The 13,603-nt window shown below is 52.3% G+C and carries 13 protein-coding genes and 1 tRNA gene; all 14 read right to left on the bottom strand.

Annotation, left to right across the window (positions count from 1 at the left end; all coding sequences use genetic code 11):
* Window positions 1-102: 102 nt before the first annotated feature.
* A complete protein-coding gene (locus tag ACFVYJ_RS06960) occupies window positions 103-1,857 on the bottom strand; it encodes a sugar phosphorylase (protein ID WP_419414731.1) in 1,755 nt (584 codons plus the stop codon).
* Between the two features lie 9 nt (window positions 1,858-1,866).
* Window positions 1,867-3,090 carry a glycosyltransferase family protein gene (locus ACFVYJ_RS06955; RefSeq protein WP_419414732.1) on the bottom strand — a complete coding sequence of 408 codons (1,224 nt, stop codon included), beginning with the start codon at window positions 3,088-3,090 and terminating at the stop codon, window positions 1,867-1,869.
* 25 nt (window positions 3,091-3,115) lie between these two features.
* Entirely contained in the window at window positions 3,116-3,958 is an 843-nt protein-coding gene (locus ACFVYJ_RS06950; protein WP_419414733.1) for an HAD-IIB family hydrolase, read from the bottom strand.
* A gap of 159 nt (window positions 3,959-4,117) precedes the next feature.
* Entirely contained in the window at window positions 4,118-5,095 is a 978-nt protein-coding gene (locus ACFVYJ_RS06945) for a 2Fe-2S iron-sulfur cluster-binding protein (protein ID WP_419414734.1), read from the bottom strand.
* Between the two features lie 9 nt (window positions 5,096-5,104).
* The gene (locus ACFVYJ_RS06940; RefSeq protein ID WP_419414735.1) at window positions 5,105-5,464 is read right to left on the bottom strand and encodes a group I truncated hemoglobin; all 360 of its coding nucleotides are present in this window, start codon (window positions 5,462-5,464) and stop codon (window positions 5,105-5,107) included.
* Window positions 5,465-5,476: 12 nt separating this feature from the next.
* Entirely contained in the window at window positions 5,477-5,890 is a 414-nt protein-coding gene (locus ACFVYJ_RS06935; protein ID WP_419414736.1) for a group I truncated hemoglobin, read from the bottom strand.
* 11 nt (window positions 5,891-5,901) lie between these two features.
* Window positions 5,902-6,249, bottom strand: coding sequence for a c-type cytochrome (locus ACFVYJ_RS06930; RefSeq protein WP_419414737.1), 348 nt, complete (start codon window positions 6,247-6,249; stop codon window positions 5,902-5,904).
* A gap of 15 nt (window positions 6,250-6,264) precedes the next feature.
* Window positions 6,265-6,846, bottom strand: coding sequence for a Tll0287-like domain-containing protein (locus tag ACFVYJ_RS06925; RefSeq protein ID WP_419414738.1), 582 nt, complete (start codon window positions 6,844-6,846; stop codon window positions 6,265-6,267).
* Window positions 6,847-6,885: 39 nt separating this feature from the next.
* Window positions 6,886-8,202, bottom strand: coding sequence for a cytochrome c3 family protein (locus tag ACFVYJ_RS06920; protein WP_419414739.1), 1,317 nt, complete (start codon window positions 8,200-8,202; stop codon window positions 6,886-6,888).
* A 9-nt stretch (window positions 8,203-8,211) separates the two neighbouring features.
* Window positions 8,212-10,203 (bottom strand): FAD-dependent oxidoreductase, encoded by a 1,992-nt coding sequence (locus tag ACFVYJ_RS06915; RefSeq protein ID WP_419414740.1) that lies wholly within the window; start codon window positions 10,201-10,203, stop codon window positions 8,212-8,214.
* Window positions 10,204-10,502: 299 nt separating this feature from the next.
* Window positions 10,503-11,075, bottom strand: a complete 573-nt coding sequence (locus tag ACFVYJ_RS06910) for a hypothetical protein (protein ID WP_419414741.1) — start codon at window positions 11,073-11,075, stop codon at window positions 10,503-10,505.
* Window positions 11,076-11,188: 113 nt separating this feature from the next.
* Window positions 11,189-12,379, bottom strand: coding sequence for an EAL and HDOD domain-containing protein (locus ACFVYJ_RS06905; protein WP_419414742.1), 1,191 nt, complete (start codon window positions 12,377-12,379; stop codon window positions 11,189-11,191).
* Window positions 12,380-12,528: 149 nt separating this feature from the next.
* Window positions 12,529-12,615, bottom strand: a tRNA-Leu gene (locus ACFVYJ_RS06900).
* Window positions 12,616-12,711: 96 nt separating this feature from the next.
* A complete protein-coding gene (locus ACFVYJ_RS06895; RefSeq protein WP_419414743.1) occupies window positions 12,712-13,515 on the bottom strand; it encodes a zinc ABC transporter substrate-binding protein in 804 nt (267 codons plus the stop codon).
* Between the last annotated feature and the right edge of the window lie 88 nt (window positions 13,516-13,603).

Genomic DNA, 13,603 nt, shown 5'->3' with positions numbered 1-13,603 from the left:
TTGTGCGTCATATCCGTTGGCTATATGTCTCTATCAGCGCACAAAAGCGGCATGATACTTCATCCCATGGAGCCTGATTTCTGTATAAAGATCAAGGAGAAATCAACTGTCTGAGCGATTACTGATCCACATGACCTGATAGGGTTCAACGTCGATGACAGCATGCAGATCGGAGTATTCCGCGCGGGTTAATAGATCCTGCCAGCACTGGGTATTCACCAAATTCAGATCGGACAAACGCAGTTCAGCTTGTTGATTGCTGATATTGGCAATACAGAAAATACTTTGCCTGCGGTTTGGACTCTGACGCCAGAAACCAAATAACTGACTACCTAGGTGCAATGTAAACTGCGTGGCATTAGGGTGAAACGCCGGTTGCCGGGTGCGGATTCGCAGCAGATGCTTAAGCCGCTGCAACACGCGATGGTGATGGCAATGCGGATCATCCAGCTGTTCTTGTAGTTGTTGATATTGCCACTGACTGCGGTTGATTGACCGGTTATGACCCGTGCGTGCCATACGCGCATAATCATTATGGCTGCCAAACAGGCTCTGTATGTAGATTGCCGGAATCCCTTCCAGCGCCAGCATAATGGCATGGGCACAGATAAAACGGTCTTCGTTATAGCTGTCAGGTCCATCCTGGGTACCCTGTAAGGCATCGAACAGCGAGATATTGATCTCGTAGGGCCTGGACTCACCCTGATTCAGACTACGCCAGGAAATTTCGCCGCCAAACTGCTGCATGGTTTCGACCAGCTTTTGCTCTTCTGCATCCGTTAACAGGTTTTCCAAAGGTCTTAAGCCTATCCCGTCATGGGAGGCGATAAAGTTGAAAAACGCGGTACCATCTTGGGCCGGAGGCATCGCCATCAACCACTGCTTGAGGTAATGGCTGTCGCCACTAATCAGGGTGTAGACCAGCAAGGGAGGCAGCGAAAAGTTGTAAACACAATGGGCCTCATTGCCGTTACCAAAATAGGACAGATTTTCCCGGCTAGGAATGTTGGTTTCAGTGATAATCACGGCATCATCACAGGCATATTCAATCAAACTGCGCAGCAGGCGGACCACTTCATGGGTCTGCTCCAGATTAAGGCAACTGCCGCCAATCTCCTTCCATAGAAAAGCGACCGCATCCAGGCGGAAAATTTTCACCCCCTGATCCAGATAGAACCGCACAATCCGCACCATCATTTTCAGCAGTTCCGGGTTTCGAAAATTGAAATCCACCTGGTCGGGACTGAAGGTACACCAGACATGCCGCTTCCCATCCACTGCTTCAACTTCGTTCAGCAGAGGCGTGGTGCGGGGCCGGACCACAGCCGAGAGGTCGGCCTCAGGCTCAGCGGTAAAATAGAAATCCCGCCCCGGGGATTTATTCTGCAGAAAGTTACGGAACCACTCACTGTCGCTGGAACCATGATTGATCACCAGGTCGGCCATCAAGCGGTAATGCGAGGCAATATCCCGGATATCCTGCCAGTCACCCAGACTGTCACGTACGGCAAAAAAATCCTGCACCGCAAAGCCATCGTCACTACTGAACGGGAAGAACGGCAAGATATGCAGGCTATTAATCAAACCCTCCGAATATTCGTCCATGAACCGTAACAGGGTGTGTAGCGGCCACTCATCAGGCGCTAACAGAGTGTCGCCATAGCTGATCAGCACCACATCCTGTTGATCCCAATGGTTTTCCGCCGGGCGCGGCTCATTGGTAACCCCCTGCAAGCGCATCAGTTCGACCAGTTCATCCGCCAATGGCGTTATCTGTTCTGTATCCAGCAAGCCGGCATAGATAACCTGCAGATGTGTTGCCAGTTGAAACCTGAGCTGCTCACAGGCTGTTGTCATGTTTTCCCCTTAGCGGCTGAACTGCTTGTGATCCGCCTCTACCGCATCGATCAGCCGGTCAAACACATCCGGCATGGCACTGGTTACCCGGTTCCAACTAGGAATAAAGGGTTTATCCATTGGATTGGTCAAGAAAGCCTCACCGGCTTTCATGATATTACGGGCAAACATCTCTACCGCTTCCTCTTCCTCATGGATATCAAGCGACAGGCCATTCATCACCGCATCGTTATGGTAAGTCTCGATAAAGTCGAGGGCAATGCGATAATAGGTAGCCTTGAGAGTACGGAAGGTTTCCGTATTGAACGTATGCCCCTGAGTCGCCAGTTTACGGAACAGTGCCTTGGTGATATCGATAGACATTTTCGACAAGCCACCATCATCGTTTTCTAACGACAGGTTTTGATGTTTATGGTCGTAGCGATCCGCAATATCTACCTGACAGAGCCGGTTGCTGGCAAAGTTACGATGTACTTCAGACAGCACACCGATCTCCAGCCCCCAGTCGCTGGGGATGCGCAGGTCGGTCAACACGTCACGCCGGAAAGAAAACTCACCGGACAGCGAATAGCGGAAGCTGTCCATGTACTGCAGATACTCCTGCTCACCAAACACCTTCTTCAGCGCCCGCAGCAGGGGGGTAACCAGCAGGCGGCAGACCCGACCATTAATTTTGCCGTCAGCCACCCGGGCATAAAATCCTTTACAGAATTCATAGTTAAACTTCGGATTAGCGACGGGGTAAATTAAACGCGCCAGCAACTCGCGTTTATAGGTCACGATGTCACAGTCATGCAAGGCAATAGATTCTGCCCGCCCGGTGGCCAGCATATAGCCCATGCAATACCAGACATTACGCCCTTTACCGCGTTCACGCGGGGCAAGATCTAGGTCCTGAAGTTCAGCATCCAGCGCTTTCAGGCGAGGGCCATCGTGCCACAGCACTCTGTGCTCCTGTGGCAAACAGCTGAAAAACTCCAGCGCATAGCGGTACTGTTTTTCATCTGCCATATCCAGACCAACAACGATTTCCGACAGGTAGGGAACCTGACATAGCTCTTCGACAATGGGCCCCAGCGCCGGGCCTTCCAGCTCCGAATACAGTGAGGGCAGAATCAAAGCCATAGGACGCTGACGGCTAAAACCCAACAGTTCAGCTTCCATGTCCTCAATCGGTCTTTGCGCCAAGTTATGCAGGGTGGTAATAATCCCATTCTGATAAAAATCGGCCATAACATCTCCTCAGCATCAATGCTGTTCAGTCTGCTGGCAACGCCAATAGTTGCCTGACTCCTGCCGCCCAACCAGATGGGCCACAGGTTTCACTTAACAGATAATCGGTTTCGGCTGGCAGTACCGGCGGGGCATGAGCCGGTGAGCGCACCAGCAGGGCCCGGTCAGCCGCCTGCAACATAGCAATGTCATTGCCACTGTCACCGGCTGCCAGGGTGATAAGTTGATGTTTCGGTTGGTATAGCTGGTAACAGCGGGTCAACCAACGCAATGCCTGCCCCTTGTCACACTGATCCACCAGATGCAGAAAGCGCCCGCCCTGCAGGGGTGTTACCCCGGCACGGGCAAGTGCAGACAAAAAGGCTGTGCGGCGCTCTGGGCTACCCTGCCAGTGCAGAGGCTCACTGAATTCACGCTGCTGCGCCAGCAAGCCTTGCTCCACCGACAACCCCGTTAATTCAGTCACCTGCTCTGGAGTGGCCTCACTGAGCAGCACAAACTCATCAGCAAAGTCGGTTTTCAGCTGCTGCAACAGTGTCTGCCAGATACCTGTCGGGCGGGAGAACGCCTTAACCCAGAAGCCACCTTGCTGCTGACACTCAGTGGGCTGTATTGGAAAATACTCCACTGGAATATACACCGCCGCCCCGTTTTCAGTAATAAACGGATGTCTATTACCCAACTGGCCCCTCAACGGCAACAGCTCGGCACGGGTTTTACTGGTGACTGGTATCACAGGGATATGCTGGGCTTCCAGCAGATCCAGAGTCGTCTCAGCTGCGGCGAAGCTATAGCTATGGTGATCCAGTAAAGTACCATCAAGGTCAGTAAATACTAGATAATTGAATGGTCGCTTATCGTTCAGCATCTCGGTGCAACTATGGCATTGCGTTTCCTTGCACCACAATAGTGCAAAAAAAACATACCAACCTCTATCAATTAGGTTTAGCCATAGTACTGCAGGTTTTATGCCGATTTATTGCGGCGCACAAAAAGAAAAAAGCCGGCAACGCCGGCTTTGGACAAATCAGGCTACCACCGCCTGACTTGAGGGAGTGAACAGGTCACAGTGAATATCCTGCATACTGGCCCCGGCGAGAAAGGTCTGCTTACGCAGCGCCTGTACCCGCTGTGGCGAGCCGCAGAAATACGCGCGATACCCCTTGGTGTCAGGAAAGCGAGATTTCAGTACCTGATTCAGGTCGCCGTTTTCTCCACCACCCTCCGGTACTGCACCCTCCAGCACCACCGGGGTATAGCTAAAATTCTGATATACCGCATCGAGTGCCCGTAACTCTTTATCCAGATATAAGTCATCTGCCACCCGACTGCCGGCAAACAGATGAATCGGGCCATCATGCCCCACTCTCAAAGCATCCCGAACGATGCCATACAATGGCGATAGACCTGTGCCAGTGCCCGCCAACAGCAACGGCTGCTGTTTTTGCTCCGCCAGATAGAAACAGTCGCCAAAAGCGCCCTGCACTTTAAGCGTGTCACCAATGGCCAGCTTCTGCTGCGCCCACTGACTGAACTGGCCATCTTCATGCACGCGAATCTGCACTTCCAACTCACGTTCCAGTTCAGGCACGCTGGCCAGGGAATAAGCACGGCTCAGACCGTCGTCCCGCACTAGGTTCACAAACTGACCCGGCCGGTAGTGAATGTCGGCACTCATGCGCAACCGAAGGACCCGACCCGGCAGCAGCTCTTTATCAACCACAACTGCCGATACGGTCTGGCTGGCAGGGTTACGCTGTACCCGAAGTCCCGCTTCAGGCTCGCAGCAGCAAGCCAGGAAATAACCCTGGGCCTTATGCGTTGCTTTCAGGCCCTGCTGCGCTGCTGCCGGTAGTTCGCCCTCTATCAGCTGCATCATGCAGCTTTGGCAGGCACCGGCACGGCAGGAGTTAGGAATATCATGCCCGGCAGTCAGCAGCGCCTCCAGCAAGTTACTGCCGGGGGCGACATTCACCTCAGTATCTTCAAAGTGCACCGTTGCCACAGGCGCCTCCTAGCGGTTCAGCACGTCATCACGCACACTGTTGCCGATCCCAGCAATTTGCGTGATTTTTTCGTCATCTACACCCAACTCAGTCAAGGTTGCCGCCAGGTTTTCCAGTACCGCATCAAAATGCGTGTCATTCAGCCCCTTCAGGTGCTTGTGACCTTCACGCATATCTTTACCGGTGTAGCTGTGCGGACCGCCAAATACCATGGTCAAAAAGGCTTTCTGCTTAACCGACTGGGCTTCCATATCGACGCTATCGAAATACTGGCTGATGCGGTCATCTGCCAGTACCTTGCGGTAGAAGATATCTACCGCGGCGTCCACGGCGGCTTCGCCGCCAAGCTGTTCATACAAACTACTCATCTGCTTCCCCGATTATTTATTCAGTACATCACCACGAACACTTTCTGCGATACCGGCAATTTCACCAATATCACTGTCCGCTACGCCCAGCTCAGTAAGAGTGGCCGCCAAATTTTCAACCACCGCATCAAAGTGGGTGTCGTTCAGGCCAGTCAGATGTTTGTGGCCTTCACGCAGGTCTTTGCCGGAATAGTTGTTAGGGCCGCCAAACACCATGGTCAGAAAAGCTTTCTGTTTTACAATCTGCCCATCCATATCAACGCTGTCGAAATAGTGACTGATACGGTCATCCGCCAGGACTTTGCGATAAAAGATATCTACCGCCGCATCCACTGCGGGCTGACCGCCAAGACGCTCGTATAAACTTGGTTTGGCTTCGCCTTTACCGGTAAACAGGCCTTTCAGTTTATTCATGAAACTACACATATTTCACTCCTTTATCGGGCTTCCAGCTGGGACAGCATGTAGTCCACGGCATTGCCGATATCTTCGTCAGTAAGATCTGTATTACCACCTTTCGCCGGCATCAGTTGATAACCGTTGATGGCATGTTGCACCAATACATCTCGACCCTGGCCAATACGCTTGCCCCACATTTTCATGTTGCCAATGATCGGGGCACCATTGATGCCCTGACCATGGCAGGCAAAACAGGTCCCGGAGACAATCTGTTCTCCCTTCTGTAAAGCAGGGGAGAGACTAGCTGCTGGGCCATCGCCTCCGTCACAGCCCGTCAACGCGAGCAACAGTGCCAGGCTTCCGATTCGAGCTGTGTTTCCCATCATGCATCTCCTTGAGGCTTAGCCACCCAGGGGCACACGAATGACAACACCACCCATTACTTCACCAATTTTGAAGTCATTACGTGGGCTGTCTTTGTGCTCGTTATGGCAAGTCACACAGGGTGTCGCTACCGCAACATCGGGATACACCGCTGTAAAGTAGGTAGTGTCACCCAGCTTTTCTTCGCCGTAGAAGTTTTTGCCAGGATTTGCCGCAATGTACTCAAGACCCTGTTTTTCAATTTCCGTACGCGGTGCGTTCTGACTGTTAATTGGCCAGATAGACTGGAGTGAATAGGTGAAGTCATCCGTCATTTCAGCGACAGCTTCAGCACCTGCACGGAACATCTGTGCCGGCAGTGGTGCACCATTTTCCAGGTCCTGCCAGTGCTCCTTAGGCGCGATGGCATCCGCGCCGGCTGGGCCAAGGCGCTTGATGATCAGTTTGGTGTAGTTGGTACGGTCTGCTTTCATGACTGCAAACAGCGAGTCAGTGTACAACTCAGGCTTGATGCCGACCGCTTGAGGTTCATCCTGACAACCAGTCAGGGCCAGGGTGGTAGCCGCCAGTGCGACACCTGCAATTGCTTTTTTCATCATCTCGAACGCTCCATTCTCAGGTTGAGTTGGGTGATAGGTTTATTGCTTTTGCTTGTCCCGGTCCCGGGCCACCGCCATATCGATGGACGGAATGTGACTGCCGGGTTTACCGTTGAAGTTGTTACGAACCAGTGCCGGATCGGCTAAGGCGTCCAGGCTAAATGCCAGTGAATGGCAATCCAGACATACCGAGCGCACCATTTTCTCGTTAGGGCGCAGGTTCATGCTCTGGTTATGCTCAACACGCACTGTGGTCTTGCCGAAGGCTTTATGTGACTCACGCGGCATATGACAGGTAGCACAACTCACACCACTGCCTGCAGGTAGCACTTCAGCCTGTTCCTGCTGCCACAGCTGGGCATGGGGTGACTGAGCATAGTTGCGGCTGTGTTCATCGTCATGGCAGCTGGTGCAGGATTCCACGGCAGCCGTTGCCAGGTCAGGCTGATGGGCATCATGGCAACTGGCGCAGTCGAGTCCGCTCTGATCGGCATCATGTTTGAAAGGCAACCGGGCCATGGCAGGTGACATCTTGCTCAGGCCTGCTTTCAGGCGCATGCCATGCTTACCACTGAGAAAACCTGAGGCTTCATTTTCATGACAGCTGTTACAGCTGGCCAAACCGGGATCATCCTGCCAGACGCCTGAAACGCTATGACAGTCAGTACAATTAACGCCGGCATCGGCATGACCACTGAGGCTCCAGTCCTCCACCAACGCATGTGCAGCCTCGCCATCGGCATCCGCAACGGCCAACGCCGGTTTACGTGCCAGCGCTTCGGTACCATTACGCGCCAGCACCTGTGCCATCGCCTTCACCATAGGGCCGGTTTGATTGGCCAGCAGGAAATCTTCATATAGCGCGCGGTTATCATGGAAGTTGTGGCAACCCGCACTGCCACAGGTATCGAATCCCATACCTTCATGACTTGGCCGATCCTCAGCGATGCTCTGATGACACTCGTAACAGAAGTCTTCCGGCAGGGTGACCCCCATCGCAAAGGTTTGATGTTGTTTATGCTCACCATGGCAACTGACACAGTTGAGGGCATTGATCTTTTCCAACCGGTCAACATTACGCGGATCAGTAAATTTCTTGCGTGGATGGGAGTCGTGGGCGTCTTTCAATTCCTGCTCATGACAACCCATACAGGCATCATGCAGTAGTTCCTGGCCGCCAAACGGATCGGTATGACAAGTGTCGCAACTTAATTCAATCTGATAATGGCCATGGGTGGTGGGCCCGATCAAGAAATGCGGCTTCTCCGGCTGAGCCAGCATTTCATAACCCAGCACCCCCGCCAGACCTGCGCAGAGGGTTAACCAGATAAGCCAGATAGATAGCTTGCGACTCATCAATCCCCCTTAGAAGTAATACACGCTGAGAACATGAAAACTGAGCAGGACCGGTAAGGGCCATGACAGCAAGAGGTGCCCCCAAAAACCGATAGAACGCAGTCGGCGACCAGTTGCTGGGCGGAGTTTGTACTGCAATCCAATCACGACACTTACCGCTACCCCCAGCAGACTGAGCGCCAGAAAATTCACCAGTAACCATTGGTTGAGGTGCTGCCCCGCATGCAACCCCGTATGTACAAACAGGATCAGCACACAGCTAAGTGCCAGAATCGTATGCAGGCTGCGCCAGAAACGGAAACTGCCGAATCCAAGCAAGGGACTGCGCTTCTTCAGCGACATGAGGAGTCCCAGCACGGTTAGACCGAGCAGGGTAAAACCAGAAATTTGTTTAAACAGGCCGTCATTCCATATCAGATCAAGCCGCAACGGAGCCTGTACTGATTGGCTGACATCCAACCCAGGGATCATCAAAAAAGCCAGCACTGCAGCCAGTACGGATAATCCGGTCACCATCAGGGTATTACGATCAGTATCCGGCTGAGCTTTTTCAGCACTGCCCACCATCATCTGTACCAGCGGTTTACAACTACCGCAGGTGGTCGCTGCGCCTGTTGCTTCACCCAGTGCCGTAACCGAGCAACAGCCCGCCTCCATGGCAGCGGTTAATTGCCCCCGGGTCACCTGTTTACAGTTACAGATCACCGACGACTCGGGCCACGCCAATGGGTTATCTGCGGTGGATGGATTCCACAGAAAACCGCGCAGGCGAAAACTTATCAACTGCCATGGGAATATCATTCGCTGGTGGGTAATGAGTTCCTGTAACCGAGGAATCTCAGCCCACTCACCTATGGAAACCGCTCCGACCAATCGCCACCCTTTCATGATCAGCTTACGGTAATCGCCATTATCACCCCGCCAAACGACAAATTGTTTCGGGTCGTTGGGCTGATCATCATGCACATCACCCATGCTGAACACGGGAACGCCGACAACCTTTAACCGGGCAATACTGTGTGAACCAAGATAACGACTGGTACCGGCACTGATATGGTCTGCCGCAATTGCCGCCTGTTCAAAACCGGGGGCAACCAGGCCATAAATCTTTTCGTTATGCTCCGCACACTCGCCAATCGCGTAGATATCGCGGTCACTGGTGCAGAGGTGGTCATCCACCCGAATGCCTCGGCCAACGCTCAACCAGGCCTTACGGGCTAACTCAATATTGGGACGAATACCGGCGGAAATTAACACCGTATCGCAGGCAATAACTTCGCCATTACGCAGTGCCACACCCTCGGCCTTGCCTTCACCTATTACGCCACTCACGCCAGCCCCGGTCACGATGCGAATACCCAGAGACTCGAGTCGTTTCTGCAGCAAATCAGCGGCCGTGTCATCCAGCTGCTGATTCATGATTCTGGGCGCTTGCTGTACCAGGGTGATGTTGATCAGATTACATTGCAGCGCGCGGGCGGCTTCCAAACCTAACAGTCCCCCGCCGACCACAACCAAGTCCTGACAACGAGCAGTACGGGCTTTTAATCGCTCCGCATCACGCATGTTGCGAAAGGTGAAAACACTGTCCAGCTCGACCCCGTCCATATGTGGCACATGGGCCCGGGAACCGGTGGCCAGCACCAGCTTCTGATAAGGGTATGCAGTGCCTTCAGTATCGATGACGCATTTCAGTTCACGGTCGATACTGGCGATTTCAGCACACACAAAACGAAACCCCGGATCCTGTTCCAGGTCGTCCAGAGGCAGCAGCAGGTTATCGGCACTGTCCTGACCCGCCAATAGCGCACTCAGGCGCACGCGGTCATATGGCTGATAGGGTTCGTTACCAAACAAAATGACCGGCGTATCGATGTGCCGCTTGCGCAGCTCCTGAATAAAACGGAAGCCAACAGGACCCGCTCCTACTACGAGGATGGCGTCATCCCAACAGATAGATTCTGGCTCTGATGTAGAGGTGGCAACCGCCTGCATGTTCATATCTGGCTCTGTTACAGTTCATTTTGTACACAACATGAGCACAGCAAAAGCTTTGCCAAAAGCATTATATAAGTATAATCTAATATTTTTTATCTATATAAATCATGCCCTTACATAACAGCAAGCAACATATAAGACAACCCAAAAGATGTATTTGAAATGCACTAAAAGGGGTATTTTTTCGCGCTTGCAGCAAAGCACGCACCGAAAAGACGCAAATAAAGGAACAGTCAGTTGATTAAATCAACCGCCCCAGACTGTATATAAGCCGGAGCGGTTAACTAAGGCGAATTAATTGATCAGCGAATCACTAGATCGGGTAACCAGCGGTGCTTACGTTCAATCGGGTCACGCAGGTTTTCATGTAACGGTGGGATATTCAGGTCGGCCGGCGGAGAAGCCAGATTATTGAGGTCAATCGCTTGCGCCTGACCGGTGATCTGGCCGTCCTTCAGCTGCATCTGGTAGTAGATGCCATTCCAGAAATTAGCCCCAAACTCATCCGGCGACTTAAACATAAATAGCAGATCATGCTCCAGCCAGCGAAGATCATCACCGCTGACCAGGTGCGGCTGTTCATAGGGGTAAGGCAGATGACACCAGAGCTCAGGCCCTTCGAGGCATTTCATCTCTTTCATAGAAAGGAAAAAATCTTTAAACCTGGCATGGTCCATATGCAGAGAGTAGTGAGCGCCCTCTGCCTGGGGTTTAAACGTGATCGTGCCTACCGGGATTTCCATACCGGTTTTATCCAGCAGGTAGATCACTTTATCACCGGCCAACGGTTCGGCTGTGGCCATAGCAGCCCATAGCCAGCAGAGAAGCAGGGGCCAGAGGCGTATGGAGCCACGAGATATTTTATTACTTCGCATCAGACTCTCCGTTGTTGTTATTTTAGACATCAGTAATTCTGCAGTAGCATTTATTGACTATTAATAACTCTACATACAAATATGCAATGCCGCTAATAAAGAAACGGTAAAGATTAAAGGCAGCCCACCACCTGATTGCACCAATGTAGTGCTTCTTCATGAATCGGCCGATATGCCTCTCGCTCCTCTGCGCTTAAAGCCGACCAAACACCATCGCAATAGGCGGTTACCCGACTAAGGAGCGCCCCCAGATCGCCATTGCCACCATTCAGCGCCCGTTTTACCTCAAGCGCGATAGGCAGTTGCGGCATCAATTCATCACGCTCGATATCTAACAGGGCATCTAAACCAGAAATCACCCCAGCCAGAAAAGCAGTTGACGGTTCGACTGAACGACTTTCCTGAGCCAACTGTTCACACATACGGGCCTTGATCAGCAACAGCCGCATAAGCTCCTGGGGTTTGTTCTGATAACGACTAACAGAAAACAGCAATAACCACTTACGTAGCTCATTCATGCCCAGCAAAATAATTGCTTCCTGAATGCTACTGATCTGTCGGTGGCCTCTGAATACTGCCGAATTGACCAGTTTCAGCAGACCAACAACCAGAGAGGGATCACGCTTAATTAATTCTTCCAGAGTCTGCGGAGACGTTTCCGGGTCATGCGCTTCTGCAATCAGCTGTAACATCACCGTCTCTTGCAAACTTAAACGTCGGCCATTTACCGGTCTCGGCCGAGCAAAAAAACTGCCCTGGAACAGCGGCACTTCCAGTGCACTGCAGGCTTCATAGTCGGCATAGTTGTTAATACCCGTCACCAGTAAATCGGCATCCATGGCCAGTAGCGTCCTGGCATGTTTTTCCAATGCTTGCAGTGAAAAACGTGTCAGATCCAGCTTGATCAAGTCAGCCAAGGCTCTGACATGTCGCGGAGCATCCACGGCCACAACCAACCGATAGCCACGGTCATTCAACTGTTTCAAGTACTTAAGATCATCCGCGGTAACCCTATCCATCTCTGACAGCACCAACTCCAGAACAAGCCGATTTGGCATGACTGAGGGCACGACATAGGTTCGCAGCCAATCCAGAGAGATGGTGATAATTGCAGGCAGTATCCGCAACTGTCCCTGATCCAGAATACTGCAACAGGTATCGAGCAGCAGATCATTACACACATCAGGTTCCGGAGGTTGCTCCAGCAACGGCAGATCCGGATGCGCGATACGCAGGTTATAGGCAAAGGTTTCCAGTTGACGGTCAAAAACCGGTTGCCGGGCGAATAGCATTTCGCAGGACATAGTATTCAAAGGATCCAGAAACGATAAGGTATTGCGCACTCAGACTAACAGTAACAACAACTTAGGCGGCGCGCAGCTTTACACGAAAGGATAGCACTTACATTGAGTCAGGTTAATGACTTTTATAGGGAGCGGGTAATTACAAGCATTGGTGCAGATGGGGAGACTCGAACTCCCACGCCCGTGAAGGCACTAGCACCTGAAGCTAGCGTGTCTACCAATTCCACCACATCTGCGTCGAAAGTGGGGCGCATTATATAGAGCAAACCCGCCTTTGTGAAGACTGCCCTAGATTTATTTTTACCGCCAAATGACGACTTATCTGACTATGATCAGATGCCCGAAAGGCAGTGCTGCAGGCGCTGACCAAGCTGCTGCAGGTATACGGCATAATCGGCTTCAGGAGCCAGGTCACTGGCCAGCGGATCAAGGGTCGCTGTCGTCACCGTAAGGCCATCGATCAAGCGCGTGATCAACCCTGCCTCAAACTGCGGCTCCACAAAGATACACCGGGCGTCACCTGAACGCAGCAAACGCCGAATTGCAGCAGTTTTACGCGCCCCCGGAGGCATCCCCGGTTCCACCGCCAGATACGCCACCTGATTTAAGCCATAGTGCGCAACCAGCCGCGAAAAAGCGTCATGAAATACCACAAAACCCACATTCCTCAATGGCTGCAGCAACACTCGGTTATACTCGTCCGCCTCGCTTAATGTTGCGACAAACCGCTGATAGTTCTGTTCAATCTTTTCCGCCTGTGCTGGCCGCAACTGCTGCAATTGCTGTCGGAGTCTCGCTGCAAATGTCAGTACCGCATCAGGGTCCAACCAGATATGTGGGTCCAGCCCTGCATGTTGGTGGCCATCCCCAGCATCATGCTCATGGATCTGATCAATTGCCTCATCGTGTAGCCACTGTAACTGCAAAGCACTGCTGGTTTGCAATGGCCGTTGCAGGAATGGCTCAAGCGAGGGCCCTATCCAAACCACCAAGTCAGCCCGATAGAGCGCCTTTAGCTGAGATGGCTTTAAACTGAAATGATGCGGTGAGCTACCCGCAGGCACCAGCACTTCGCTTTGTCCTACCTCAAGCAGCAGGCTATCAGCAATCAACTGTACTGGTCTGATCGACGCCACCACGTTAAGCGACTCAGCAGGTACAGCGACGCTGTACAAGCAACAAAGTAGACAGAGAATAGACTTCACAACAGGCACTCACAAAAAA

The sequence above is a fragment of the Pontibacter sp. JAM-7 genome (assembly GCF_048548695.2).
GTDB lineage: Bacteria > Pseudomonadota > Gammaproteobacteria > Pseudomonadales > Balneatricaceae > Neptuniibacter.
Note: the sequence above shows the minus strand (reverse complement) of the source record. Positions and strands in the feature narration are given on the sequence as shown.